The sequence below is a fragment of the Desulfoferrobacter suflitae genome, from assembly GCF_022603395.1.
GTDB lineage: Bacteria > Desulfobacterota > Syntrophobacteria > Syntrophobacterales > Syntrophobacteraceae > Desulfoferrobacter > Desulfoferrobacter suflitae.
The window spans coordinates 37,760-62,653 of sequence record NZ_JAIBKA010000008.1; the positions used below are offsets into that span (position 1 = coordinate 37,760).

At 54.5% G+C, this 24,894-nt stretch carries 22 protein-coding genes and 1 pseudogene; 7 read left to right on the forward strand and 16 right to left on the reverse strand.

Features of this window, described 5'->3' with window-relative positions:
- Nucleotides 1-59: 59 nt before the first annotated feature.
- From K1V27_RS14525 to K1V27_RS14535, 3 genes are all read right to left on the reverse strand, one after another.
- Entirely contained in the window at nucleotides 60-398 is a 339-nt protein-coding gene (locus K1V27_RS14525) for an Hpt domain-containing protein (RefSeq protein ID WP_258930768.1), read from the reverse strand.
- Complete coding sequence (locus tag K1V27_RS14530; protein WP_258930769.1) at nucleotides 395-3,499, reverse strand: response regulator; 3,105 nt, start codon at nucleotides 3,497-3,499, stop codon at nucleotides 395-397. The genes K1V27_RS14525 and K1V27_RS14530 overlap by 4 nt, the downstream gene beginning before the upstream one ends.
- Nucleotides 3,500-3,683: 184 nt before the next feature.
- Entirely contained in the window at nucleotides 3,684-7,568 is a 3,885-nt protein-coding gene (locus K1V27_RS14535) for a 2-oxoacid:acceptor oxidoreductase family protein (protein ID WP_258930770.1), read from the reverse strand.
- 894 nt (nucleotides 7,569-8,462) lie between these two features.
- Here K1V27_RS14535 and K1V27_RS14540 point away from each other — a divergent pair.
- The 3 genes and pseudogenes from K1V27_RS14540 to K1V27_RS14550 form a co-directional block, all read left to right on the forward strand.
- A pseudogene (locus K1V27_RS14540) lies at nucleotides 8,463-9,068 on the forward strand (superoxide dismutase); the annotation flags it as partial.
- A gap of 249 nt (nucleotides 9,069-9,317) precedes the next feature.
- Complete coding sequence (locus K1V27_RS14545) at nucleotides 9,318-10,031, forward strand: poly-gamma-glutamate hydrolase family protein (protein WP_258930772.1); 714 nt, start codon at nucleotides 9,318-9,320, stop codon at nucleotides 10,029-10,031.
- Nucleotides 10,032-10,078: 47 nt separating this feature from the next.
- Nucleotides 10,079-10,792 (forward strand): ribonuclease H-like domain-containing protein, encoded by a 714-nt coding sequence (locus K1V27_RS14550; RefSeq protein ID WP_258930773.1) that lies wholly within the window; start codon nucleotides 10,079-10,081, stop codon nucleotides 10,790-10,792.
- Between the two features lie 44 nt (nucleotides 10,793-10,836).
- On the opposite strand, the gene cydB is transcribed toward K1V27_RS14550, so the two are convergent.
- The 7 genes from cydB to K1V27_RS14585 form a co-directional block, all read right to left on the reverse strand.
- The gene (gene cydB, locus K1V27_RS14555; RefSeq protein ID WP_258930774.1) at nucleotides 10,837-11,877 is read right to left on the reverse strand and encodes a cytochrome d ubiquinol oxidase subunit II; all 1,041 of its coding nucleotides are present in this window, start codon (nucleotides 11,875-11,877) and stop codon (nucleotides 10,837-10,839) included.
- 1 nt (nucleotide 11,878) lies between these two features.
- Nucleotides 11,879-13,210: a cytochrome ubiquinol oxidase subunit I gene (locus tag K1V27_RS14560; RefSeq protein WP_258930775.1), complete on the reverse strand. Its 1,332-nt coding sequence runs from the start codon at nucleotides 13,208-13,210 to the stop codon at nucleotides 11,879-11,881.
- Between the two features lie 198 nt (nucleotides 13,211-13,408).
- Entirely contained in the window at nucleotides 13,409-13,783 is a 375-nt protein-coding gene (locus K1V27_RS14565) for a desulfoferrodoxin (RefSeq protein WP_258930776.1), read from the reverse strand.
- Between the two features lie 44 nt (nucleotides 13,784-13,827).
- Nucleotides 13,828-14,268: a flavodoxin domain-containing protein gene (locus K1V27_RS14570; protein WP_258930777.1), complete on the reverse strand. Its 441-nt coding sequence runs from the start codon at nucleotides 14,266-14,268 to the stop codon at nucleotides 13,828-13,830.
- A gap of 35 nt (nucleotides 14,269-14,303) precedes the next feature.
- A complete protein-coding gene (locus K1V27_RS14575) occupies nucleotides 14,304-14,798 on the reverse strand; it encodes a rubrerythrin family protein (RefSeq protein ID WP_258930778.1) in 495 nt (164 codons plus the stop codon).
- A 68-nt stretch (nucleotides 14,799-14,866) separates the two neighbouring features.
- Nucleotides 14,867-15,064: a hypothetical protein gene (locus K1V27_RS14580; RefSeq protein WP_258930779.1), complete on the reverse strand. Its 198-nt coding sequence runs from the start codon at nucleotides 15,062-15,064 to the stop codon at nucleotides 14,867-14,869.
- Between the two features lie 452 nt (nucleotides 15,065-15,516).
- A complete protein-coding gene (locus tag K1V27_RS14585) occupies nucleotides 15,517-16,851 on the reverse strand; it encodes a sigma-54 interaction domain-containing protein (RefSeq protein ID WP_258930780.1) in 1,335 nt (444 codons plus the stop codon).
- On the opposite strand from K1V27_RS14585, the gene K1V27_RS14590 reads away from it, so the two are divergent.
- The 4 genes from K1V27_RS14590 (at nucleotide 16,841) to K1V27_RS14605 (ending at nucleotide 21,469) form a co-directional block, all read left to right on the forward strand.
- Nucleotides 16,841-17,179, forward strand: coding sequence for a hypothetical protein (locus tag K1V27_RS14590; protein WP_258930781.1), 339 nt, complete (start codon nucleotides 16,841-16,843; stop codon nucleotides 17,177-17,179). The genes K1V27_RS14585 and K1V27_RS14590 overlap by 11 nt on opposite strands.
- Nucleotides 17,180-17,204: 25 nt before the next feature.
- Nucleotides 17,205-18,734, forward strand: a complete 1,530-nt coding sequence (amrB, locus tag K1V27_RS14595; protein ID WP_258930782.1) for an AmmeMemoRadiSam system protein B — start codon at nucleotides 17,205-17,207, stop codon at nucleotides 18,732-18,734.
- A 26-nt stretch (nucleotides 18,735-18,760) separates the two neighbouring features.
- Nucleotides 18,761-19,915 (forward strand): AmmeMemoRadiSam system radical SAM enzyme, encoded by a 1,155-nt coding sequence (gene amrS, locus K1V27_RS14600; protein ID WP_258930783.1) that lies wholly within the window; start codon nucleotides 18,761-18,763, stop codon nucleotides 19,913-19,915.
- A 255-nt stretch (nucleotides 19,916-20,170) separates the two neighbouring features.
- Nucleotides 20,171-21,469 carry a nucleoside recognition domain-containing protein gene (locus K1V27_RS14605; protein WP_258930784.1) on the forward strand — a complete coding sequence of 433 codons (1,299 nt, stop codon included), beginning with the start codon at nucleotides 20,171-20,173 and terminating at the stop codon, nucleotides 21,467-21,469.
- Between the two features lie 16 nt (nucleotides 21,470-21,485).
- Here the strand turns inward: K1V27_RS14605 and K1V27_RS14610 are convergent, their stop codons facing one another.
- From K1V27_RS14610 to K1V27_RS14635, 6 genes are all read right to left on the reverse strand, one after another.
- The gene (locus K1V27_RS14610; RefSeq protein ID WP_258930785.1) at nucleotides 21,486-21,722 is read right to left on the reverse strand and encodes a hypothetical protein; all 237 of its coding nucleotides are present in this window, start codon (nucleotides 21,720-21,722) and stop codon (nucleotides 21,486-21,488) included.
- Nucleotides 21,723-21,805: 83 nt separating this feature from the next.
- Nucleotides 21,806-22,249, reverse strand: coding sequence for an Hsp20/alpha crystallin family protein (locus K1V27_RS14615; RefSeq protein WP_258930786.1), 444 nt, complete (start codon nucleotides 22,247-22,249; stop codon nucleotides 21,806-21,808).
- Between the two features lie 115 nt (nucleotides 22,250-22,364).
- Entirely contained in the window at nucleotides 22,365-22,577 is a 213-nt protein-coding gene (locus K1V27_RS14620) for a hypothetical protein (RefSeq protein WP_258930787.1), read from the reverse strand.
- 315 nt (nucleotides 22,578-22,892) lie between these two features.
- Nucleotides 22,893-23,039 (reverse strand): hypothetical protein, encoded by a 147-nt coding sequence (locus tag K1V27_RS14625; RefSeq protein WP_258930788.1) that lies wholly within the window; start codon nucleotides 23,037-23,039, stop codon nucleotides 22,893-22,895.
- 76 nt (nucleotides 23,040-23,115) lie between these two features.
- The gene (locus tag K1V27_RS14630) at nucleotides 23,116-23,352 is read right to left on the reverse strand and encodes a hypothetical protein (RefSeq protein ID WP_258930789.1); all 237 of its coding nucleotides are present in this window, start codon (nucleotides 23,350-23,352) and stop codon (nucleotides 23,116-23,118) included.
- Between the two features lie 112 nt (nucleotides 23,353-23,464).
- Complete coding sequence (locus tag K1V27_RS14635) at nucleotides 23,465-24,763, reverse strand: (Fe-S)-binding protein (protein WP_258930790.1); 1,299 nt, start codon at nucleotides 24,761-24,763, stop codon at nucleotides 23,465-23,467.
- Nucleotides 24,764-24,894 lie beyond the last annotated feature (131 nt).

Genomic DNA, 24,894 nt, shown 5'->3' on the forward strand with positions numbered 1-24,894 from the left:
CCCCGAGGCGGTCTTAACAACGGACAGCTCGGCAAATGAAGCATTGCGCCGTTAAAAGATTATGCAGGAGCGGTTGAATCAAGCTTTTTCAGTGCCTGCACGATTGTATCAATTTCGGCGCGTACCGATTCGAGCAGCTCGCGCCCCGCAACCAAGCTGTTGCGGCGGGCGTTGGATTCGATCGTTTCAAGTTTGGCGGACAATTCATCGAAGCCCAGGCTCCTGGCTGCGCCCTTGATGGAATGGGAAGCGATGACCGCCAGTTCGGGACGGTTCTGGTCAAGGGCCGTGTGCAATGTCTGCAGATCGGCAAGGGACGTTTCTACAAAAAGGTCCAGCAGTTCGCGCAACTCCGCGGGATCAAATCCAAGGGCTCTCGCCTTATCAGTCAGATTCATGCCCCCTCCTTGGGAAATACCCATTTCTTCACGATTTCATAGACCAATTCGCGCCTGATTGGCTTGGCGATGTAATCATTCATTCCCGCCTTGAAGCAGTCCTCACGGTCACTCTCCAGCGCATTCGCCGTCATGGCGATTATGGGAATCTTATCAAAGCCGGCCTGACGAATCACACGAGTCGCTTCCAGTCCATCCATTTCGGGCATTTGAATGTCCATGATGATCAGATCAAATTTGCCCGGATCCCTTTGATAGGTCTCCACCGCCTCCCGTCCATTGATGGCTGGATCAACCCGGTATCCGGCTTTTGACAATAACAATTGGGCCAGCCTCCGGCTGACCGGATTGTCTTCAACGAGCAAGATGCGTACCGAGTGCTTGGCTTCGTCACGCAGACTGTACTGAGTGACGATCGGCGCCGGTTTCTCTGCGGCGCCCCGTGTTTCTTTGCCGAGCAGTCTTTCCATCATTTCCAGCAGCCTCTCGCGCCGTGCCGGTTTGAGCAGAAATCCATCAAAGCCGGCCTGCTGACTCTTCTTGACTCCGAACAGGGTGGACGAAGAAAAGGCCAGCAGAGGAATTCCTGCAATGGGAGGCTGCATGGCCCGAATGGCTACGGCCACATCATAACCGCTGACCATAGGCATTTGGATGTCAAGGATGCAAAGATCGACGGGATCACCGGCTTCCAGCTGCTGCACAAGAGTAGGAATCACCAAAGCCCCTTCGCGCAAAGTGATGCAACGCACTTTGGCCGATTCCAGCAGGTGTTGCATGATCTCCAGATTGGTTCGGTTGTCGTCGACCACCAATACCTTTTTGCCAACGAGTGATCCTCGACTCAATCTTTTCTCGAGGGTTTTCCCGGCCTTCCCAAACCAACCCACAAAGTGAAACCGGCTTCCCTCCGCGAGGGTCGATTCGGCCCACACATCGCCGTCCATAAGCCGCGCCAACTGCCTGCAAATGGTCAGGCCAAGGCCGCTGCCGCCGTATCTTCTGGTAGTGAATGCGTCGCCTTGTTGAAACGATTCAAAAATGTCATTGAGCTTCTCGGCTGGAATGCCAATGCCGGTGTCTCTTACCGTGACATGCAGCTGGAGGCGATCATCGCTCTCCTGTTCAACATTGAGGGACAGCTCTATTTCACCGGACTCGGTAAACTTTGCGGCATTCATCATCAAATTTGCCAGGATCTGACGAAATCTTCCCGCATCCCCCATGACCAGAGCGGGAACCTCGTTGCCAATGCGGCACAAGACTTCCACATCTTTGTAGCGCACGCGCGGATAGATCGTCTCACACACGTCATGCGCCGTAACCTCCGGATCGAACGCGATATTCTCCAGATCCAGCTGCCTCGCTTCAATCTTGGAAAAATCCAGAATGTCATTGATCAATGCCAGTAAAGCTTCGCCGTTTTTCTTTACGGTCCGAGCATAGTCAACTTGTTCCTCGCTCAACGACGTATCCAGGAGCATTTCGGTAAAACCTATGACAGCGTTCATGGGCGTGCGAATTTCGTGGCTCATTCGAGCCAGAAATTCGCTTTTTGCAGCATTGGCATTTTGCGCAACCAGGGCAAGTTGTTGTGCCCGCTCGATCGCTTCAGCAAGCTGCCTGTTCATGCCAGCCAGCTCTTGATTGACGGATTCGAGCTTTTTTTCGGCATGCCTGCGATCCGTTATATCGATTTCCATTGCAAAAATTTCAGCTGTCCGCCCCTCTTTAGAGAGTGGGAATAACGTACCGTAGAGGATTTTTTCTTCCCCGTCGACCAGCCGCACCTGCCACTCTTCCGGAGGAAGAGTCTTTCCGCTCTCCCACAGCTCCTGCATCGACTCCTCAAACTCCGCCACGGCGTCGGCGGAAAGGACGGTGTCCTGCATGCGCCTCCCCATCGCCTGGCGGCGGTCGAATCCGAACAAATCCCGACTGGCGTCGTTCCAATAAAGAATAGTGCCGTGTCGGTCAAAACTTTGAACGGCCACAAGGGGAGTCCGGTCGATCACTGTTTCGAAACGCAGGAGAGCTTCCTGCAACTCCTTCTGTGAAGTTTCAAGCACCCCAAGCATTGCATTGATGCTTCGGGCCAGGTTCGCCACCTCGTCCCTGCCGCTCGTGAATATCCTGGTCGTAACGTCTCCGCTGGCAGTGACAGCGCTCACCTCATGGCTGAGGCGTACAAGGCGGGCCAAAATCAGCTTTTCGAGAAACAATAGGGTCATCAGGCTCAACACAACTCCCGCCACCAGCAGCCAGACCATCAAATGTCGAAGGCTGAGCCGTCCCTGTTGATAAATATCCCGGGGCAGGTCTACGCGCAGCAGCAGGGCTGGTTTGCCGCGAATCTCCGGCAACGTTGTATAGCCCGCTATGGATTTTGAGCTCAGTGGTTGGACGTAAAAGGAATTTTCTCTCGCAAGGGTTCTTTTGGCAATCAAAAAATCTTCCGGCAGTTGCCCGCTGTCTGTCCGGTACAGGGTTACATTCAGCTGAGTTCTTGCCGCCAACTGGCCGATCAGCGCTTGGTCCAAATACCGCCCCATGACCAAAAGTCCGCGCGCCGGCCCATCGCCTTCACTGGTCAGGACCGGGCGCGCAGCGATCAGTATGGTTTCTTGGGGGAGCAGCAACAGACCGCAAAGGCCTTCTCCATCCACCTCAGGCCGCGGCGTACGATCACCGCTCACCAGCTGGTTGGAGATGTCAGCCGGGGGAGCAATTGCGCGTTCGGCTTCCAGGTCGAAGGCCTTGGCAAAAAGAGTACGTCCTGCCGCATCCATCAGGACAATCAGGTTTATTCTCAGCTCGGTGAAGGCACTGTCCGCAAAGTTGGCCTTAATGAACTCGGCGGCAGGATTATCGGCAAAAGCGTACATTTCGTCCCAGGATGCCCAATCTCCTGCCGTGTTGTTCAGCGTGCGGAGAGTATCATTGAGGGCTTCTGAGGCGCGGCGAACATTCACCCGGGTGTTCTCCTCTTCAACCCTGGCGAAGCTGCGCATTAGTATGGTGGATGAAATGAGATAGGACACCGCCATGAGCCCGACCAAGGTCAACCCGGTGATAAGCAGCGTCTTGTTGCGCAGCCTCAAACTCGTTTCCTTCCTGCCTGAATGCCACTTCAATTGATCGGTTCCCGCCTGCAGGCCCCCGGCTGTCAGGGTGCACCCGGAGTGCCTCTATGCCGGCAATTACGACCCCTCCCGATGAGATGCCGACGGACCACAGGTGCAGGGCGGCGTCACAAGGCCGCCGCCCTGTACCTGCGGCAATGGTCTAAAATCTGTATCGCTCGTTCACAATCCGCTCCACTTCCTCCTCGCTCGGCATGGTATCACGATAACCCGCCATGTACTGATTCCTCAGCCAGCGAAACAGGCTGACCGTCTCATTTACCTGGATGATTTCCGGAATCACCCCGCCTTCCTGCGTCTTGATATGCCGGCTGTACTGTCCCAGCATGCTGACCACATCATAGAACGTTGCGGCATCCCGTTTTATTCCCTTTTTGAAGGACTTGCCGGACGCAGGATAAATTTTGTCGGGCTCTGGATTAGCCGAGATGTCCAACCGTTGGAACGGTCTTCTGACCGCAATCTGCCATTTGCGCGCTTCCACCATCATGCGTGAAATCAGCGGGCCGACCCAATCGGGGCTCTGTTGTCCCTGGGGACATGAAGAGAAAAATTCAACGACCGACGGTCCGTTGTAGGCAATGGCTTCTTTCAAAATCTTGATGGCATACTGCGGATTGTCGATGGTGAGCTTCGCCGCATACACATGAGAAATGGCCATGGCCTGGCTGATGATTCTGCGATGCAGGGTGGTCTTACCCGCGCTTCTGCGGCCGATGGGCGAGGTGGAGCGGTCGCTGCCAAAGCGGGTGGCCCCCGACTTTTGCGCTCCGGTGTTCATATACCCCTCGTTGTTATAAATCACCCAGGTGATATCATTGCTCTCTCCCAGCGCGTAGTTGAAGGGACCGTTGCCAATGTCATAGATGGCCCCGTCGCCTGCAAACACAATGATTTTGCTCAACACGTCACTGTAACCGTTGACATAGGCCTGGTCAAAACTGAACTTGGCGCCAAGGGCGGCAGCGGAGGCCGTACCGAAACCGTAGTGGCCGGCCGGATAGATACGGGAATTGAAGGGATTGACCAAATCCGAAACTTCACTGCAGCCGGTCGAGTTGATGGTGTAGATGTTGAAGCCGTGGTCGAGCATGTGCTCGATACTTTTCCGGTTCTTTTCCGAGAGGACCTTGATGCCCTGATAAAACGTTTCGATTCCCTGGGGATTGTTGCGCAACGATTCCGCCGCAAAAAAAGTGAGCAGACTGATGGTGCCTTCGCTGCAGCCCGGACACAGTGTGTGCCGACCGGGATAGAGCTTGGAAAAAACATACAGCACCTGCTGCATGGGAGGCATCCGATCCACATGACGGGCCGCCTCAAAGGTGTTGTCAAATTCCTGGTACTCTTCCGGCAGGAAATCACCCTGCAGCGCATCATGCTTATCCACCATTTTGAGAGCATCGGTGGGACAAACTTGAGCACAGATGCCGCAGCCCTTGCACGCCCCGGGGACCACATTGATATTCAAAGCGAAACGCTCCCAGGGAATGCCCTTGGGCGGTTTCTTGAATATTTTGAAGTAACGCTTGGCCGCCTCGGGTATGGGGCGCTCGGTGATGGTCGAATACAAGGCCGAATCCGGACAGGATGCCGCACACACGCCACAGGCGGTGCACTTGGATGCATCATACACCGGCAGTTGTGTTCCGATATAGCTCATGTCCCGGTATTTACTGGTGCCTGCCGGCACGATGGGCAAGAATCGATCCCAGGGGACCTTGGTTCCATCGGCTATCGGCTTCACCATATCTTTATAGAACAGGTCATCGTAGCGCTCCATGAGATTGACCGGCTTGATGGTTCCAAGCTCGTCTTTTTCCGTCATGGCGTAGGCCAGTCCGGCAGCCCTGAATTCCTGCCCAAAATCTTCGGCTGGCGGCACATGATAGGGCGCACAGGCCGCGTCGAAATTACCTGCCCGCACGACCATTTCACTGGAACCGCTCGCCTCGGCCAGTGCCGTACCGTGGCGGAGCAGTGCAATGTTGGCATCGACGATTTCGCCGCCCTTTTTCCTGGCAAGCTTCGCCTGCAGAATCCTCCTGAAACGGCTTTCAAATTCCTCCTCCGAAAGAACACCCATCTCCCTGTTGACCAATCCCAGAATCGCTGCTCCGGGCAAGTTCTTGTTCAGATGCTTGAGAGCAGCCTGAGTGGCATCGAAAACGAGGAGCTTGATCTGGCGCTCTTCGATCAAGCCCCTGATGTAGGGCGAAAATGACGCCAAAAGCTGCGCTGCACTCCTGTGACTGTTGACCACGAACAATCCCTTCTCTTTCAGGCCGCCCACATATTCTCGCAGTATCTGATCCAGCAGAAACTTATCATTGAAAAAGGCGAGCACATCTCGTTCGGTGAGTTCTGAGCTGTTGCGAATGGGATGATCGCTGATACGCAGATTCATGAAAACGGCGGCCCCTTTGCGCGCTGCTCCATAACGTGCCCCCGACTGAATGTATTTGCAGCCGTTGCCGCCGTCTTCCGCATAGATGAAACCGGCCGTCTCGAGGGCTGTCTTGACGCCCTCTGAGCCAATCCCGACGAAAGTCATCCCCAGTTCTCGCTCCTGGTAGTCTTCCAGCTTAACCGGGCGCAGGGTGTATGGACCATCGATACCAACGAAAAAATCCCTGTGAAAATGGCCCCTTTCTCTCTCCATGCAGGCCTTCATATTTTCCACCACCGCCGCCGCATCATACTTGTTGAAATCCTTGCTGCCTATGCCATACACCCCATGCAACAGGGTCGGCATGTCATCGCGGGCATAAATCTTGTGCTCCTCTCTACCTTCCCGCCCGGCACGGTGGGAAATCTGCAATGCGGCCTGGATATCGGCCAGTAAGAGTTGATTGTGGGCCATGCCGGTGCGCTCGAGCACCGTGATCGCCCTGGCGTTCCTCACCCCATAGGCCAATTCCTCATAGCAGGGAGGATTAAACAACACCGGCCGAACCACTCCCACTTTCCACCCCCGTGTCGCGCGGTAATGGTCCACAACATCCTTGACCACTCCCACCGCGGAACCGAGTATGGCGATCACCATGTCGGCATCTTCGGTACGGTAGTTCTCAACCACTTTGAGGTTGGTGCCTAAAATCCTGTTCATCGCATTCATGGCGGCGATGTAGCCCTTCTTGAGAAAGCGATAGGCCAGATCCTGAGCCACCTGCCCCTCCATGGTCAGTTCCGTGTCGGTGAAGGTCCCCATGAGAGTGCCGTGATTGAAGTCGGGCTGATAAAATCTGTTGGGTGGGCCAACAAAATACTTCAGGAATGCGTCCGACAGCTCCCCTATGTTCTCCAGCGCATGACTCTTGATAAAGCCGTCCCCGATCACCATACTGGGCAGCATGGCCTGACGCAATTCGCTGACCTTGAAAGCGATCGGCAGCAAATCATGCAGTTCCTGGTTGTCTGCCGAGACCAACTGCGCCCAGCCCGCATTCCGCACCGCATAGAAATCAGTGTGGCCGCAATGGATGCTGAGTGATCCCTTGTTGACTTCTCTTGCCATGACCGTCATCACCACCGGCAGCCTCTTGCCGGCCACCGAGAAGAGATTCTTGGTTTTCAGAACGAGGCCTTGCGATGAGGTATTGTCGACGTAGCGGCCGCCCTGCGAAGCCATTGCTTCCACCGCAGCGATTGCCGAAAGCTCGTCGCTTGGCTGAAAATACATCAATTCTCTATCGAACAGGTTCTTGACTCCATTCGCCGCTGCCCTGGCAAAGTCCTCTGCAATGGGTGTTGAAGGCGTGATGGGATAACCACAGAGACCGTCGACCAGTCGGGTTAACACGGACAGAGCGGCATGATTGCCGTCCAACAGAGAATAGCGACGTTCGCGCATGGGCCCCAGGCCCTCTTCGGAGAGTGAAGAGACATCGAAGGTGAAGAGTCGGTTGGCATCAAACCTTTCCCACTCGGCTCTCCAATCCATCTGGATCATTCTTCCTCTCCTGCGGGCAAGTTCATAATAGGGTAGTTGCATTTGTAAGGTCTCGACTTGCAGATCCTGCTTCATAGTAAGTTTCTCCTCGACCGGATTGTGTTCGGGCAGGTAAAATACCCGCTTAAAGGCACAGACAGCTTTCTGTAAATCAAAAACAACGCCGTCCCCTCGTCCTGAGCATATTTCAAAGTTTTTAAAAAAAAGTTGATAAGAACAAAAAACCCAGAGACTTTAAATACTTATATACCAACATGGGACACAGAAACAAGTGCCGACTTTTATCTCACTCTCCGGCGCCAAACACAAGCACAGATTGTGCGGGACTGGGGGATTTCCACCACAATTCGTCGTGCATGTCGTGTTTGCGAATATTCTCCAGTATACTATTTTGTTCAAAAAAATGATTCGGCTTCCAACGTAGGCTGGATTGAGGTACGAAACCCGGCAAAATAAGCGTTGGGTTTCGTCACGCGAAACGCGTGACTCAACCCAACCTTAACCAGAAACATTATCTTGGAAGCTATATTTTTCTGCCGTAAGGAACCTGTCCGAGAGCGCCCTCTCACTTGTTCGTTAGACCCACTTGAACCACTGGGCGGGTTGCCGTGTCGACGCCCCGGCCAGTGCAATGTGCCGGTTCCCTCTTCCCCCCGCGCGGCGAAGGGGCGCATCCTGCAATTACCGCGGGACGATTTGTGGGTAAGGGTCAGCGCCGCGGGGGAAGAGGGAGTGTGCCCCGAGTGCCGCGCTTCGACCAGTTTTTATTTGCCTACCCACAAGACATGGATTAAGTTTTTCACTTGATATTCCATAACCGGTGAGCAGCAGGAAACGTTCGCAACCATGACGAAAGGGTTGAACGAAAGACCCACTGACTGGAAGGAGAATAAAATGCCGAAAAGATTCTACCTGTTTTGTGTTCTGGTGCTAACCATTGGGTTGTCTCTGGCCGGGTGCGAGCAATCGATGCACGACTCCGCCGGCAGGAGGGTGCAGCCGGTCAAAGATTATCGGGCTAAAGACTTCAGTCGGCTGAAAGGAATGGAAGGATTCAGCGACATGCTCCTTGAGAACCATTTCAGTCTGTATCAGGGCTACGTCAAAAATACCAACATGCTCCTGGATAAAGTGAACTCCCTCATCAAGTCCGGCGAGGTCGATTCAGTGGAGTATTCCGAGTTGAAACGAAGGCTGGGATTCGAGTTCAACGGCATGAAACTGCACGAGCTTTACTTTTCCAACTTGGGAAACCGACAGCCGTGTGACCCCGGTGAAGCAATCTATGACGCCATCGTAAACAATTTCGGCAGTTTTGAACTATGGAAGAAAGATTTTTTGGCTACCGGCTCCATGCGCGGCATAGGCTGGGTGGTTTTATACTTTGACCCTGCCAGCGGGCGTTTGGCCAATTTTTGGATCAACGAGCATGAAATCAATCACCCGGCAGGATGCCAACCCCTGCTTGTGATGGATGTTTGGGAACATGCCTACATGCTGGATTATCAGCTTGACCGACGCAAATATACGGAAGCTTTTTTCAATCATATTGATTGGAAAGAAGTTGCCGCCAGATATGATCAGGCCGTTGCTGCCGTCGAGACCTCAGCCGGGAGCACCGCCGAAGCACCGCAGGCGCCCGGCGGAGGATCGCTTGAAATGACTGAACACAGCCAGCAGTCAGAGCAGTGAGTTTGCCGCTGAGGATGACGAGCGAGCGGCCTGGATCCGACTTCATTGCCAAGTTTCGCAATGGAGCATCGCGGCTGCCGCCTCGTCAGAGTCCGTAACTCTCGATATCGTACCTGTCCCGCCGGAAGTCCCATGCCACCCACCGATCGATACTCCTGCTTTGCAGAGCTGGAACAAAACGAAAGGGAAGGCCTCGACTACAGGATTGTCTATCGAAGCGGCGATTCCGGCATCCTCGTTATGGCCCCGCACGGCGGCAATATCGAGCCCGGTTGTTCTGAGATTGCCGATGCGGTCGCTGCCGGGAACCATTCCTTCTATGCTCTGGAGGGGCTCAAACCCCGTGGCAACTGGGACCTCCATATAGCCAGCACGCGTTTTGACGAACCCGTCTGCATGAACGCCTTGCGGCACGCGCGGACTGCCCTGGCCATTCACGGCTGCCGGGATGCGGGCGGCACAATCTATGTGGGCGGATTGCACCAGGTTTTGCGCGACAAAGCGGCAGAGTTGCTGTGCCGCTCTGGGTTTGCAGCGGGCATGCGCAGTGACATTCAGGGGCGAAGCGGTTCGAACGTATGCAATCGCAGCGCCGGGGGAATGGGAGTCCAGATCGAGATACCGTTTGACCTGCGCTGCAGGATGTTTCGTAACCTGAAGTTGGATGGCCGCAGGAGCACCACCGAACTGTTTGTTGATTTTGTTTCGACCCTGAGGAGTGCACTATGCTGCGCAACACCTTCTGTCACATTCCGGGAATCGGGCTTCAAACCGAGGGACGGTTGTGGTCCTCCGGTTTATTCACCTGGGAGGAATTTCTCCGGCAGGAATCCTCGCGGAAAGTAGTCGGCCGAGCTCGTTTCGGCTCAGTCCGCAGGTACCTGGAACAATCCTTGTACCAGCTCCAGCAGAGCCGATGCGATTACTTTGCCGAGCGGCTCCCGGCCGCTCAGCAATGGCGTCTGTTCAGCGAATTCCAGTCAAGCACCGCCTATTTGGACATCGAAACAACGGGCATGGGGGGCCGCAACGATCACATCACCACGATTGCCTTGTATGACGGTGAGTCCGTTTATCATTACGTTTGCGGCCGCAATCTTGAGGATTTCAAGGAGCGCATCGGCGCCTACAAGCTCCTGGTCACCTACAATGGAAAATGCTTCGATCTGCCTTTCATAAGGAATACCTTACGGATCCCCATGGACCACGCCCACATCGACCTGCGTTATGTATTGGGCAGCCTCGGCTATCGAGGCGGCCTGAAAAGCTGTGAAAGGCAGCTGGGTATCGAAAGATTCGAACTGGAGGGAGTAGACGGCTTCTTCGCCGTACTCCTTTGGCGAGACTACCTGTACAATGGAAACCCGAAGGCCCTCGATACCCTGCTTGCCTACAACATAGAGGATGTGGTCAACCTCGAGACCTTGATGGTGCTCGCCTACAACGCCAAACTACAAGAGACTCCCTTCAGCGAGAGCCTGTTATTGCATGTGCCCGGCCCCCCGGCGAACCCTTTTAGAGCGGACCTTGCAACGCTCGAGAGAATCCGCAGGGAATACGGCTACGCCAGCGATAACACGGGTCTGATGCGGTTCTACGGCGTTTAAAAAAACCGATTTTTGCTCAGCAGCAGCTGCCCAGACCCGTCAAATCAGTACGCCTCTTCCTCCAGTAGATCATTCTCTTGCACTTTACCGCTGAACAGCCGATACACCCAGCTCTGGTAGGCGATAACGGTCGGCACAAAGATGAGTGCCACGACCAGCATGATCTTCAGGGTCAGTGGGCTGGAGGAGGAATTTTGCACCGTCAGGCTGTACGCCGGGTTCAGGTTGGACGGCAACAGGTTCGGATAAAGCCCCACCACCCCGAACAGGGTAGCCCCCACGATGACACCGCTGGAGGAAAACCAGGCTCGCCACCAGTGCCCGCGGGCAATATAAACCCGGATCATCACAAGCGCCGCCACTGTTCCCAACGGAATCAACACGATGGGAACCATGTAGAACAGCGGGTTTTGCAGGTAATTGTCATACAGCCGGGTGTAAAACCAGGTGGCCGTAAGAAAGGCAGCAGCGATGATTGCCAGGCCGATCCAGAGCCTGCCCGCAAGAGCCACGGCGCGTGCGTGCAGGGCCCCTTCGCTCTTGACGGCCAGCCAGAGGGCGCCGTGCACAAGAAACATCAGGACAAAAAAAACACCACCCAGCAAACCATAGGGATTGAGCAGGGAGAAAAGATTTCCGCGGAATATCCCCGCCTCATCGATGGGAATACCCTGAAAGATGTTGGCAAAAGCCACGCCCAGCAGCAGAGCCGGCAAAAAACTGGCCACTGTCAGGCATATGTCCCATACGTTCCGCCAGCCTGCATGGTCCACCTGGCCCCGAAACTCGATCGCTACGCCGCGGAAAATCAGGGCAAACAAAATCAGCATGAGGGCCGTGTACAGTCCGCTGAACATCACCGCATACGTGGTGGGAAAGGCAGCGAAGGTGACTCCTCCGGCAGCAATCAGCCAGACCTCATTGCCGTTCCAGAACGGGCCCATGGCATTGTACATGATGCGTTTGTCGGTCTCGTTCCTGGCCAGGAAAGGCATGAGAGTCCCAATGCCCAGGTCAAAGCCGTCCAGCATAAAATAAACTGCCCAGAGAACACCCCAAAGTATAAACCAAATCGACTCCAGCATCTCAATCCCTCCTCTCCACAATCGCCACCGGCGCCGGTTCGGGACCCCGGCGCGCGTGTCTCGCAATCAAAAAGAAAGCGGCCGCTCCCAGAAGTGAATAGACCACCACAAAGGCTGCCAGAGAGACCATCACCTGCGAAGCGGCGATGGGCGAAACGGCATCGGAGGTTCGCATGACTCCGTACACCACCCACGGCTGCCGACCTACTTCGGCAAGGGTCCAGCCCGCTTCGGAAGCGATATAGGGAAGAGGGATCGAGTACAGCATGATTCTGAGGAACCGGGGACTCTCCTCCAGCCTGTTCCGCTTGAACCAGCCGATCAGCGTCAGGACCAGAAACAGGACTCCGAGGCCGACCATGATGCGGAAGGATACAAAGGTCAGAGTCACCGGGGGCCTGTCTTCTTCAGGAAAATCCTTCAGTCCTTTCACTGTTGCCTCAGTGGAGTGATAGGCCAGCAGGCTCAAAGCACCGGGTATGGCCCCCCACTCGAGGTGGTTCCTCTGGTTTTTTTCATCGGGTATCACGAGCAAGTACTGTGGCGCACTTTGCCTGGTTTCCCAGAACGATTCCATGGCAGCCAGCTTGGTCGGTTGTGCCGAGGCCACCTTGGCGCCGTTCATGTGTCCCTGCACCACAGCAATGATGGAAAAGATGAGTGCCATATTGAGCGCCATGCGAAATGATTTGCCAAAAAAAACCGTGTGTTGCTTGCGCAGCAGGTGATAGGCACTCACACCCATCACAAAAAACCCGGTCAAAATGTAGGCGGCACTGATCGTATGAACGAATTGGTGGATGGCGTAAGAATTTGTAACCACAGCAACAAAATCATCCAGTTCGGCCCGTCCATTGCGAATGACATAGCCGACCGGGCGCTGCATCCATGAATTGGCGATCAGAATCCACACCGCAGACAAATTGGAAGCGATGGCCACCAGCCAGATTGTCACTGCGTGCGCCTTGGCGGAAAGTCTGTTCCAGCCGAGGGCCCAGACGGCGATAAAGGTGGATTCGAGGAAAAACGCTGCGGTGGCTTCTATCGCCAGCAAAGAACCAAAGATGTCGCCTACATAGCGCGAATACTGCGCCCAGTTGGTTCCGAACTGGAATTCGAGGGTTATCCCGGTGACCACCCCGATGGCAAAATTGATGAGAAAAATTTTCCCCCAGAACCGAGCCATCCTCCTGTAGTCCTCATCACCGGTCCTCACATATTTGCTTTCCATAATGGCGATCAGGACGGAAAGCCCGAGGGTCAGTGGAACAAACAAAAAATGAAAAAAAGTGGCTGCGGCAAATTGCAGTCGCGAGAGAAGCAAAGCGTCCATTGCTCTTTCACCTCCTCATCGATGATTGCTCTTGTGCGGTCTGTTGAGAATAGCAAAATTGAGATGTGGCAGTGCCGTACACTGGGCAGATACGGGGAGTGGACCTTTCAGCCGTGAGGAATTTTTTGCGGCGTTGCAAGGCCCACCCCGCACAATTGACAGTCAGTCGGAGTACTCAATATTTCTCCGCCAACCGTGTTAACTTTTCCATAACCCATGGAGATTGCAGTAAGCTCTGGCAGAAACCGTTTCCCCTTCGGGGCAATACACGGCTTCGGGCGCTTGACCGGGTTTCAGAAACTGGCGATAGGCCTTATCGCCGACAATCAGTTCGATCCACTCGATGTAGTGCTTTTCTTCCATCGGATGGGCTGCGCTGCCCACTTTTACCGTGACTTTGTCGGCGCTCTTTTCAACCACGGGAACGTGCTTTTCCTTGGCCGCATCCACCGTGTTTTCAACGAACAGATTCATGGGCTGCCCGCAGCACACCAATTCCCCGCCGCCGCCGTGCAATACTTCCACAATGTTTCCACACAATTCACATTTGTAGACTTCGAGCTTTGCTGCCATTGCTTTCCTCCATGTGACAAGTAGTTGTTAACATTCAGACTTGATTACTTTTGCAGCTTTTTCGCAATGTCCCGACCGTAATCCTGACCCATTTTGACTCCGCCCCCCAAAGAAGCGGATTTCAGCATGAGTGGTCCATTCACCATATCCATCTTAAAGATGTGCTTCATGGTGTCGTAAATTCTGCCCGGCGCCTCTCCGCTCCACCCATAGGCACCGAAGCTTCCGCCCACTCTGCCCTCCAGGTTGGACTTCTCCAGAGCAAACAAAAGGGTCTTCATGGGTTGAATCATATCCCCATGATACGTCGGTGCTCCTAAAACAACCGCGTCGAACTCTTCGGGGTTGATCTTTTGTTTTTCAAAATCATTCACATTGACAAGGGTCGCTTCAACCCCTTCGAAGCGCATTCCTTCTGCAATAATCTCCGCAATACCTTTGGTTTGGTTAGTTCTGCTCGCATAGATCACCAACGCTTTGGACACTGTCTATCCTCCTCAATCATGATGAACGACTGATTTCAACTCACTTTGAAAAATGCCTTGGCAACCGCATTGCACACAGGGCATTTGTCGGGGGGTTCATTTTCACAGGTGTAGCCGCACACCGAGCAAACGTAATAGTCGGCTTCCTCCAAACCCTCGAGGTTATCCAACGCCTTCTGATAGAGGTTTGCATGGACCTCCTCGACCTCGTTGGCATATCTGAAAGTTCTCTCGGCTGCCTTGTGACCTTCCTCCTGAGCCGCCTTGATCATGGCCGGATACATGCTTTTGAACTCATGCGTTTCGCCCGCTATGGCATCCTGCAAATTTTCCCTGGTGGACTTGATTCCTCCAAGCGTTCGCAGGTGGGTGTGAGCATGGACTGTTTCTGCTTCTGCGGCGGCTCTGAAGAGTTTGGCCACCTGCGGGTAACCTTCCTTTTCAGCTTGTTTGGCATAGGCGAGATACTTTCGATTGGCCTGGGATTCACCCGCAAACGCTTCCATCAAATTCCGGGTTGTCTCACTCATTCCGTTTTAACCTCCTGTGGTTATTATCTGTTGAATCATCAAGCCGCCTGTCTGCCAGGCGGCTCAGTCTACCACCATCCTTTTCTTCTGTGTGCCTCCCGCTCTTGCTCTGCCAGCTTCTTGATCTTATAGGCCGAGTCGCGCAGAACACCGTAGAGCACTCCACATCCCGTATCCTCTCTTGCCCTGTCTCCCTCATCAGCAATCTTGGTCATTCTTTCGACCAGTTCAAGAGTCTTCACAATGTTTTTGTTGCAAGGCTTCATTGTCCGCCTCTTAAATAAAAGTTTATGCCCACGGCTAACGGTCCAGGTAAGACGGCACTCATTTGCGGCAGCAACAGGCACCGCTCTGCATTTGAGCAAGACTCATGCCACCTTTTAGGAGACAGCCCGGCAAAGCGGCAGGCAACAGGCGCAGTCCCCCTGTGGAGACAGCAGAACGTCATGCCGTGGCGCGACCGCTGATCTATACCGGTTACTACGCATTGGATGTTTCATTCGTTGCCGGTCTTGTTGCCGGGCTGCGTCACGCGGATCACGCTACGCAGCCCGGCAGTGACCGGGGGCACAAAAGTGTATGTGTCTTTCCCCAACAAGTGTGATTATTGAATTGCTCAGAGAACAAGCGGTGACAAAAGTATTCCCTTTGCATTGAATGTGAGAGCGCGAACCAGTTGTCTCAAGTGACACCTGAAACAGGAATGTATCATGAAACATCAAACATCCCGCATATCGCTCAGGAACCGGTACAGGGTGGCGCGACCGACTCCCAACAGCCTGGCGGCTTTGGCCTTGTTTCCCCCACTCTTTTGCAGAGCCGCCATGACTGAATCCTCATCCAATTTCCTGGAAGGGCCGGGCTTGGGATTGCACCCCTGCAGTTGCCGCAATTCCATCGGCAGGTCCTGCGGCCGAATACTTCGACCCTTGGCCTTCACCAGGGAAAAGTGCACGGCATTTTGCAGTTCTCGTACATTCCCCGGCCAATGATAATCCATCAAAACGGTCAAGGCCTGTTGAGAAAGTCCGGCCGTCTTTTCCCCGCGTTTTGCCGCCTGCTCCAAAAAATGCGTTACCAAAATGGGTATGTCGTTTTTGCGATCACGCAGCGGCGGCAGAAAAACGGGCACCACATTGAGCCGGTAATAGAGGTCCTCACGAAAACTCTGCTTTTCCATCTCCCGCTTCAGGTCTTTGTTGGTGGCACTAATGACTCGCATGTCTACCGAGATGGGTTTTTCTCCTCCCACACGCTCGATGACCCCCTCCTGCAGAACCCGCAACAGTTTCACCTGCATGGGCTTGGGCAATTCCGATACCTCGTCCAGGAAAATGGTCCCCCCGTGGGCCAATTCGAATCGCCCCTTTTTGTCCCGAATGGCACCGGAGAAGGCTCCCCTCACGTGTCCGAACAATTCGCTCTCCAACAGCCCCTCCGGCAAGGCACCGCAGTTGACCGGCACGAACGGTCCGTTACCGCGTCGACTCTCATTGTGAATGGCAGCCGCCACCAGCTCCTTTCCCGTACCCGTTTCCCCGGAAATGTGGACCGGATAATCATTGCTGGCGAGATCGCGAATCTGTTCAAAAAGCTGCAGCATTTTATGGTCTCGACCGATTATTCCGGCAAAACTGGTGAGCTCCCCCAGACGAGTTTTCAATCCAATCAGGTCGGTTGTGTCTTGCAGGGACGCGAGTACACCCACGAAGCACCCGCGCTCATCCGTCATGCCGGTCACCGACATCTCGATGCGCTTGAGCTCGCCTCCCTTGTTCAGAATGTTCAGAGGGTAGGTCACATGGGTCAAAGTATCGGGAGGGTCCCCACAAAAAGAACAACGACTTCCGCAAAAGGGGCCGCCAAAGGCCTCGTGACAATCTTTACCCAGGACCTCATCCTTCCGGTAACCGGTGATATTTTCGGCCGCCTTGTTAAAGAAGAGGATTTTTCTATCGGTATCGTGGGCTATGATCCCTTCCAGCAGGTGGTCAAGAACTTGTTCCAGATTTTTTTTGTCCGCAATGAGACTCTCGAGTCTTATGTCATTCATGGATATCTACTTCTTCGCAGGTCATTGGGAGAGTTGTAAAGCTTCCGGCGGTAGTCTGTGTTCCTCGACCGGCGCGCAAACCATTGGCCGCTGGATCAATGCGCCGAGAAAATGCGTTGCCGGCCCATGCAAATCATCAGGCATCCTGCTGACGGCCCCATGGATTTTTGTTCTACAATCAAAACAGAGCCTTGCCAATTTCCTGTTAATCCAGTCCATAGCGGATATATTGACCCCATCGGCTGCCGTTCTATATAATAGTTTTGTTCAGTCTCAAGCACTTGCCCACAACGATTCGCAAATTTTTAACTTCTTGACTTGGTTGTGACACCCTTCCGCTGAGAGATAAAACAATGATGCACCGTTCAGTCAAGCAAAATTGGTTTTGGGCCGTGTCTCTTTTAGTCGCCTTCCTGGGCCTGGGACTTTTGTTTCCACCGGCTGGCACACGAGCAGCCGGCGGCGGCACTGCGCACTCCGAACAAGTGCGCGAATCGGTCATCGCTGGGACCTGGTACGCCGATTCGCCCGCCGAACTGCGCAGTGCAATTTATGCGTTTCTCCAGAAGGTTCCCGAACAACGCCCGCTGGGGGAACCGCTTGCCTTGATCTCTCCCCATGCGGGATACGCCTATTCGGGGCAGGTGGCAGCCTACGCTTATAAGCTGTTGCGCGAATACCAGTTCGCTACCGTCGTCATCATAGCTCCGAGCCATCATGCCGCTTTCCGCGGAGTTTCCGTCTACGACCGGGGCGGCTACCGAACGCCCTTGGGAATCGTACCGCTGGATCATACTTTGATTGAACAGTTACGCACCCGGGACAATACCATCCGCTGCGTACCGCAGGCCCATGCCCGCGAGCATTCCCTGGAGATTCAACTGCCCTTTCTGCAAACGCTCATGCCCGGCTTCAAGCTTGTACCCCTGGTAATGGGAGACCAAAGCTACGCTACCTGCCAACGGCTCGCCGATACTCTAGCCCAGTGCCTGCGCGGCAAATCCGTTCTAATCGTTGCAAGCTCAGACCTGTCGCATTATCACTCCTACGGGGAAGCCAAAGAACTGGACCAGGTGATCATCGACCACATCAACAAATTCGATCCGCAAGGTTTGAGCTATGATTTGGCAAGCAAACGATGTGAAGCATGTGGCGGCGGCCCCATGGTCACGGCGCTGCTGGCGGCCCGCAAACTGGGAGGGGATCGAACCGAGGTTCTCCATTATGCCAATTCCGGTGATGTGACGGGGGATCGAAGCCGGGTGGTCGGATACCTGGCCGCAGCCGTATACAAGGGGTCCGGGCCTGCGCAACCAGAAGCGGAACAGCGGCCGGTGGGAGTCGATCCGGGCTTGAGTGCGGAAGAAAAGGCTCTGCTGCATCGCATTGCGCGGGAAAGCATCGAGTCGCACAGCGCCGGTAAAAAACCTCCGGCTGTGCAGGTCATTTCTCCCCGTCTCAAGGAACCGCGCGGGGCCTTCGTAACGCTTCATAAACAGGGGGAGCTGCGCGGCTGTATCGGACACGTTATTGACGATCAACCGCTTGCCGAAACCGTGGCCGCGATGGCCGTGGCTGCCGCCTTTCAGGATCCCCGGTTTCCACCGGTAACGCCTGACGAACTGGAGGACCTGGAAATAGAAATTTCAGCCATGACGCCGCTGCGTCAGATTACCGATGTCGAGGAAATTGAAGTGGGCCGGCACGGAATTATCGTACAGCAAAACGGCCACAGCGGACTGCTGCTGCCGCAAGTGGCAACGCAGTACGGCTGGGACCGGGAAACGTTTCTGGATTATACCTGCCGTAAGGCCAATCTTCCTGCGGATGCGTGGAAAGAGGAGAACACGAAAATTTTCATCTTCTCCGCAGATGTGTTTTAAGAAAAAGGAACACCATGAGCTCATCCATGAATAGGCGGGAATTTCTCAGGCACTGCGGGCGCTGCGCAGTGGTGTGTGCGGGCATCCACTCCTTCAGCTGGTTTGAAATGGCCGCCGGGGGCCATGCACAGCAGCTCACCCAAGGCTTTCTCGGGCGAAAGCTTTCACCCTATTTCACGCCGCTGGATGATCACATGATCCGCTGCGAGCTGTGTCCGCGCCACTGCGAAGTGGCCGGCGGAGAGCGCGGCTATTGCCGGGTTCGCGAAAATGTCAACGGACAGTATTACTCCATCGTCTATGGCAACCCGTGCGCGGTCAATGTCGATCCGATCGAGAAGAAGCCTTTTTTCCATGTACTTCCCGGCACCCGTTCATTTTCCATCGCCACCGCCGGCTGCAACCTCGCCTGCAAGTTCTGCCAGAACTGGGAAATTTCCCAGGCACGCCCGGACGACACCTACAACTATGACCTTCCCGCCCAACAGGTGGTGGCCAATGCCCTTCAGTACCAGTGCCGATCCATTGCTTCAACCTACGTAGAGCCCACTATTTTTATGGAATACATGTTGGACATCGGACGAATCGCCAAGCAGCAGGGACTCTTGAAAGTCATGCATTCCAATGGCTTCGTCAACCCTCTCCCACTCAAAGATCTCAGTGAGTACCTTGACGCCGCGTGCATAGACCTGAAAGGGTTTACCGAAGAGTATTACGAAGAGCTCACCGGTGGAACTCTGCAGCCGGTTTTGACGTCATTGAAAAATCTAAAAAGTTGGGGCGTCCACATCGAGATCGTCACGCTGATTGTGCCCGGCAAGAATGACGACATGCAGCAAATTCGCTCCATGGCCCGCTGGATTCACGACGAACTGGGCCCCGACGTGCCCTTACACTTCAGCCGCTTTTATCCGCTTTATAAGCTCAAAAGCCTCTCCCCCACTCCCGTTGCTGTGCTCGAGGAGGCGTGGAAGTGCGCCCGCGCCGCAGGGTTGAACTTTGTCTACATCGGCAATGTGCCGGGACATGAGGCCGAACACACCTACTGCCCGGCCTGCAAGACTCGGATCATTGCAAGAAACGGGTACAAAATCGAACTGTTGGCAATCGAAAACGGCCACTGCAAAGAGTGCCGCCACCCCATTCCTGGAATCTGGAAATTGCCCGACCCGCACGCATAAATCTTTATGCCGGAAAGCAGGAGTTCGTTTGCCGTTTTAAACCGTATCCTTTTGTGCAACGGCTGCTGTTCGGCGACGACCCGTCAGGATCAGTTGCACATTGGGAAAAATCCCGCGCAAACAAACCGTAGATGTGATAAGTTGCGCCCCTGAAGATTTCGACGATTTAAAACATGAGCCTGCTCGTTTTCAGGCAGAGCATCGGTGGGTAGATTGCATGTGAGAAATCGCTTTATCCGGGTAGAGTGACCCTTCATGAACGCTATCTTTTTTGTCATCGTCCTCGTTTCCTTCACGGCAGCGGGCTGGCAGCAGATCTTCGGTGTTTCGGCGGAAGGCGCTGCCTCACCCATGGAGCGTTTGTCCGAAGCCATGATCAAGTCCGCTGCAGGTTCAGTGGAGCTTGCTCTCGGGCTCATTGGGGTTATGGCTCTGTTCCTCGGTCTAATGAAGGTCGCCGAAGAGGGGGGGATGCTCAAGATCCTGGCCCGCCTCATCCGGCCGGTCATGATTCGTTTATTTCCGGATGTGCCGCCCGAACACCCGGCTATGGGCGCCATGATTCTTAATATGTCGGCCAATGCCATGGGGCTCGGCAACGCCGCCACTCCCTTCGGCATCCGCGCAATGCAGGAACTGGATAAACTCAACCTCCACCCCGGTACCGCCACAAACGCCATGGCCCTGTTTCTCGCCATCAACACCTCAAGCGTTACCCTGTTGCCAACCGGGGTCATTGCACTGCGGGCCGCAGCCGGCTCCGGCAATCCGGCAGGCATTCTCCCCACGACCCTGTTTGCCACCATCTGTTCAACCACTGCAGCCATTATTGCCGCCAAAATCTATCAGCGGTTTTCTCCTCAGCCGGTATTTCTCGCAGAATCGGTGGCCGCCGACCGGCGGGGCCCCTCTCCGCCGCCTTCGGAAGACCCGCCAGGCAGCGAATCTATCGAGCCCTACCCCCTCTGGCTCAGCCTGCTGGCGATGATTGCTCTCATAGCCTTTATTCCAGTCACCATATTCTATGGCAGGGAGATCTCTCCCTGGGTCATACCCGCACTCATGATCGGCTTTTTGACTTTTGGAGCGGTGCGGCGAGTAAGAATTTACGAGGTCTTCGTCGAGGGAGCCAAAGACGGCTTTCAAGTGGCCATCAAAATCATTCCTTATCTGGTCGCCATACTGGTTGCTGTGGGGATGTTCAGGGCAAGTGGCGCGTTGGATGCACTGGTGGGCTGGCTTGGCAAATATACTGCCCTTGTGGGATTGCCTGCCGAAGCGCTGCCGATGGCTTTGCTCAGACCGCTGTCCGGTTCCGGCGCCTACGGGGTGCTCGCTTCCATCATCGAGGATCCCCTGATAGGACCGGACAGTTACACGGGCTATCTCGTGTCCACTTTGCAGGGATCCACTGAAACCACATTTTATGTCCTGGCTGTTTATTTTGGGGCAGTCCAGATAAAGCGCATCCGCCACGCCCTGGCCGCCGCCCTCACGGCCGACCTGGTCGCCGTCTGCGCCGCGGTTGTCATCTGTTCTTTTCTCTACGGCTAAAGTCCTTCCGGCGCAATCACTCGGCGACCTTCAGTGGGGCCACAGCCTCCCGCGGTTGCTCCTCGGCACCATGGCTTTCTTCCAATATTTCGAAGAATTCACCCTCATCCAGCAGGAAATCGGCCTCCTCACGATGGTGCTTTTGCAGCCACCGGAGTGCTTCATGAGCCTCCTGCAAATTGTAGGCGGTGAGGCTGGTTATCACTCTTCGTCCCGCGTGAGAGCATTTATAGATGGTGTAGCGCTTGTCCATTGCCGGCATCCGGGCAAGAAAACCCTTGTTGTGTCCAGGAGCAGACCGTCAGAGGCAAACTTGGCTTGTCAACACAGATCCATTCATTCGACCTTGATCTTGATTTCCTTTTGCTTGGCCTCCTCGGTCTTAGGAAGTGTTATCCTGAGCACGCCCTTGTCGAATTTCGCTTCAATCTTGTCGGCCTGAATGGTGGTTGGAAGGCGGAAGGAACGCCGGAATGAACCATAGTACCTTTCACTATAATGGTAATGTTCGCCTTTTTCTTCCTCTTCTTTTCGTTTTTCACCCTTGATGGTCAGCAAGTCACCGGCAAGAGAGACATCGATGTCCTTAACTTCCAATCCAGGCAATTCAGCCTTGACCACGATGCTGTTGGCCGTTTCGGACACATCCAGGCTCGGAGCCCACTCATCGCCAAAGGCTTCGGCGAGAGAGGACTTGCCAAAAAACTTGTTCAAAAGATTATCCATCTCCTTGCGCAGTGTGCTCACTTCTCCAAAGGATTTCCAGGGAACCAGTTCCATCGCTTTACCTCCTTTCACTAGTGTCGCCACCCTTGGGATTTGCCGCCACTCCACCAATCACACGGCAATGTCCCTAGATTCCTCACCATTTTCTTCTGTAATGCGATCTCTTGTGTCACCTGGATTGCTTCACGCTGTGCAACGCATTGGTGCGCAGGCAATCGGCATAAAAGGCACACGACAGCTGATCGCAATAGTCTACGGCCGATCCGAAACAGTCAAAATGGCCCTCAGCCCTTTGGATTTCTCGGATCAACACGGCTTTTGTTTTGCCTCGAGGTTTAACCCCGATTCTTCTTGCCATGTTCTGTACTTCCTTCATGTTCATCACGGCGGCTCCTTGAGAGGAATTCCTGTCCTAAAGATTTCTGCCTAGCAACCAGAGCGGCGGAAACGCAACCAATTGATTTGATACGCTATACAACAACTGTGCCAGCTTGGGTCGATGCACTTCGCGCGCTGACAAGCGCAGATGATCGGCCTATTCCCCGGGGGAAGACTCAGAAGCATTGTGGTTGCCTGTCGGGTTCTTTTACAATGTGTCAAATTGGCCGGGACCCAGGCACACAGCTTGGCCCGCTGATCAATCCCCCTGATATTAACCTGCCACTAACGTCTGTTGATGAAAAAAGAACCACGGTGTTCAAGAAAACGATTCCGCCTTCTTGACCGCTACCACCGCGTCTTCCAGGTCGATGAGATAATCCATTTGCATCTTCTTCAAGGTAAGCCGCACCTCTTGCGCTTCATTATAAGGATCATCATAATCGATCACCACCAAAGTACTCATTGACCTCCTCCTTTTGTTGAGTTGACCCCGGGGCAGGCCTTCACGACATATCCTGAACCCGCACAGGCGCCAATTTCTAGCGGTACATGCTGAGCGACTCATCGAGCTTTTTTTCAATGGCCTTGCGCTTTTTCTTCAGTTCGGCCATCCGGGCTTCAAGGTTAATATTCTGGGGATCGTGCTTGAAAGCCTCCTCAACTGACTGCAGTTCTTTGCCGATCTCAAGATATTCCCTGTCCAACCGTTTGGTTTCTTCCCTGATCGTCTGATATTCCAGCCAATCATCCGTTTCATCGAGAAAATACATAGACACGGCTGCCTCCTGTGGTGTCCGGGTTACCCCTTGTATTATATCATAACACCGATTTGGGCATCACGCTCAGTATGAACCATCGCGACGGATCACGAGCATCCTCCGAGAGGCGCTACTGGCCTAGAGATTCCGCATAAATTTCAATCACATGCTTTACCTGGATCGGTTCTCGAGCGTGTGACAGCAGGTCGGAAATTTGCATCATGCAGGCGGGGCAACTGGTCGCCACAACAGAACATTGCGACCGTACGATGCTGTCTCGTTTGCGCTTGCCGATGGCCTGCGAAACGTCATAGTAGTGGATATTAAAACTGCCCCCGCAGCCGCAGCATCGGTCAGCTTCCGCCATTTCCTTAAACCGATGGGCGGAGCCTGCCAGCAGCAGAGCGCGGGGCTGTCTGGAAACTCCAAGCAGTTTCTTCAAATGGCAGGGATCATGATAGGTTACATACTTTTCCTCATACCCCGTTCCGCGCTGGGCGGGCGCGATCGCCAGGCTATTTACCAGAAACTGGCTGATATCCATAGCCCTTGAAGCGATCGCGTAGACCTGCTCCAGCTCGACCGCAGTCAATCCCTGCGCCAGTAACGGCCAGATTTGCTTGATGGTCGATGTACAGGTGGCGCAGCCGGTAACCAGAAAGTCAAATTCCTCGGCTGCGAACAGGGCCACATTGTGGCGAACCAGTTCATTGAAAGTCTGCAGGTCCCCTGATGACAGCGCGGGCATGCCGCAGCACCCCTGATCTGCCGGCAGAAATATGCCCACCTGATGATGCAGCAGGCTTTTCAGTATCGCCTGCCCAACTTCGGGGAAAATTTTGTCGACCAAACATCCCACGAAAAATCCGACTCTCAGTCCGGAGCTACCCGGGCGGGTGCTCAATGACTGCACCATTCGATGGAACGGCGTCACGGCCAGGGTCTTAAAATGACGAGCCGTTAGAGGCGACATAAACCGCGCGCAGGAGGTGCCGAGCAGGTCATTGACCGGTTTGGCGAACACCCCCTGCAGCTTTGCTCCCCATTCCAGGAAGATGTTGAAAAAGGCAGGACGTACAAGCAGCTGGCGAAAAATCGCTTGCTTTAACGGGTTCATTGCCATATAGCCCGCGAGAATGGCGCGCGCCTTAAGGAAAATGTCCATCACTTTGACCCCGCTGGGGCAGTTGGCGGCACAGGAGCCACACAGCAGGCAACGCATCAGACGCTCTTGCACTCCCTTGGGATCATCGAACATTTGCCCTACAAGACCATCCAGGAGTGCCAGCTTGCCTCTTGCCACATCGGCTTCACGTCCGGTTTCCGCGTACAGCGGACATACCGCCTGACACATGCCGCAGCGCATGCAGGCCGTCAGCTGATCTTCGAGTTGCCCGACCAGCTCAGCGAGACTTTTCATGTCGTACATGGCCGCTCTCCAAAGAGGAGGGTTGCATGCGGGTTACCGCCGGGCACAGGCCCGGCGGTCTGCGACCCTTGGATAACGGGCCGCTTGCTCGCCCCCCACCTCACTCCGAGTCTCTCTCCCGCGAGGGGAGG